Below are 2062 nucleotides of genomic sequence, written 5' to 3' on the forward strand. Positions count from 1 at the left end.
TGGCCGGCCACCCCAGTGCGGGGTGGCCGGCCACCGTTGATGAACGTGGTCGTTCTCAGTCGCGGGGCTTCTCGCGCATCTCCCAGGTCTCGATGACGTCGCCCTCGGCGAGGTCCTTGAAGCCCAGGTTGATACCGCACTCGTAGCCCTCGCGGACCTCGGTGACGTCGTCCTTCTCGCGGCGCAGCGTCTCGATGGACAGATCGCCGTTGATGACGACGCCGTCGCGCACCAGGCGGGCCTTGGTGCCCCGCTTGATGATGCCCGAGCGGACGATGGAGCCGGCGATGGAGCCGAACTTCGAGGAGCGGAAGATCTGCCGGATCTCGGCGGTACCGAGCTCGACCTCCTCGTAGACGGGCTTGAGCATGCCCTTCATGGCGGCCTCGACGTCCTCGATCGCGTTGTAGATGACCGAGTAGAACTTCATGTCGACGCCCTCGCGGTCGGCGATCTCCGAGACTCGCTCGGCGGGCCGGACGTTGAAGCCGATGATGACGGCGGAGTCCACCGTGGCCAGGTTAACGTCGTTCTGTGTGATGGCACCCACGCCGCGGTGGATGACGCGCAGCGCGACCTCCTCGCCCACGTCGATCTTGAGCAGGGAGTCCTCCAGGGCCTCGACCGCACCCGAGCTGTCGCCCTTGAGGATGAGGTTGAGGGTGTCGACCTTGCCTTCCTTGAGGACATCGGTGAGGTTCTCCAGGGAGACCCGCTTGCGGCGCTTGGCCAGCAGGGCGGCGCGCTCGGCGGCCTCACGCTTGTCGGCGATCTGGCGGGCCGTGCGGTCGTCGGGGGCGACGATGAAGGAGTCACCGGCGCTGGGCACGTTGGTCAGACCCAGGACCAGGGCCGGGCGGGCAGGGCCGGCCTCGGTGAGGTTCTCCCCGTGCTCGTTGAACATGGCACGCACACGCCCGTAGGCGCTTCCGGCCACGATCGGGTCACCGACCCGCAGCGTGCCGCGCTCGACCAGGATGGTGCTCACGGCGCCGCGGCCCTTGTCGAGCTTGGCCTCGATGGTCACGCCGCGGGCCTCGGTGTCCGGGTTGGCCCGCAGGTCCAGGGCGGCATCCGCGGTCAGCAGGACGGCCTCGAGGAGCTCGTCGATGTGGAGACGCTGCTTGGCGGAGATGTTCACGAACATCGTGTCGCCGCCGTACTCCTCGGGGACCAGACCGTACTCGGTGAGCTGGCCACGGATCTTGTCCGGGTTGGCGCCCTCCTTGTCGATCTTGTTGACTGCCACGACGATCGGCACGTTGGCCGCCTGGGCGTGGTTGAGGGCCTCGACGGTCTGGGGCATGACGCCGTCGTCGGCGGCCACGACGAGGATGGCGATGTCGGTCACCTCGGCACCGCGGGCACGCATGGCCGTGAAGGCCTCGTGACCGGGGGTGTCGATGAAGGTGATCGGACGCTCCTCGTCGTTCAGGTTGACGCGCACCTGGTAGGCGCCGATGGACTGAGTGATGCCCCCGGCCTCACCGGCGACGACGTCGGTGGAGCGGATGGCGTCCAGCAACTTGGTCTTACCGTGGTCGACGTGACCCATGACCGTGACCACCGGGGGCCGGGGCACGAGGTTGGCGTCGTCCTCGTCGGGCTCGAGGTCGATGTCGAAGGACTCCAGGAGCTCGCGGTCCTCGTCCTCGGGCGAGACGATCTGGACGTTGTAACCCAGCTCGGCGCCCAGGAGGGCGAAGGTGTCCTCGTCGAGGGACTGGGTGGCCGTGGCCATCTCACCGAGGTGGAACAGGACGGTCACCAGGGCCGCGGGGTTGGCGTTGATCTTCTCGGCCAGGTCCGTGAGCGTGGCTCCCTGGCGCACGCGCACCGGGGTGGAGCCGTCACCGCGCGGGACGATGACACCGCCGATCGACGGCGCGCTCTGCTGCTCAAACTCCTGGCGCTTGGCCCGCTTGGACTTGCGTCCCCGCGGGGCACCGCCACCGCGCCCGAAGGCGCCCTGGGTGGAACCGCGACCGCCGCGGCCACCGCGGGGTCCGCCGAAGCCGCCGCCCGGACGACCGCCGCCACCGGGACGACCGCCGCCGCCGGG

At 69.3% G+C, this 2062-nt stretch carries 1 protein-coding gene; it reads right to left on the bottom strand.

The window, feature by feature from the left end; translation table 11 throughout:
* Positions 1-55: 55 nt before the first annotated feature.
* Positions 56-2062, bottom strand: a 2007-nt coding sequence (gene infB, locus HMPREF3165_RS04400; protein WP_083303193.1) for a translation initiation factor IF-2, incomplete at its 5' end; no start/stop codon positions are given.

It is taken from the genome of Actinomyces sp. HMSC08A09 (assembly GCF_001807465.1).
Taxonomy (GTDB): Bacteria; Actinomycetota; Actinomycetes; order Actinomycetales; family Actinomycetaceae; genus Actinomyces; species Actinomyces oris.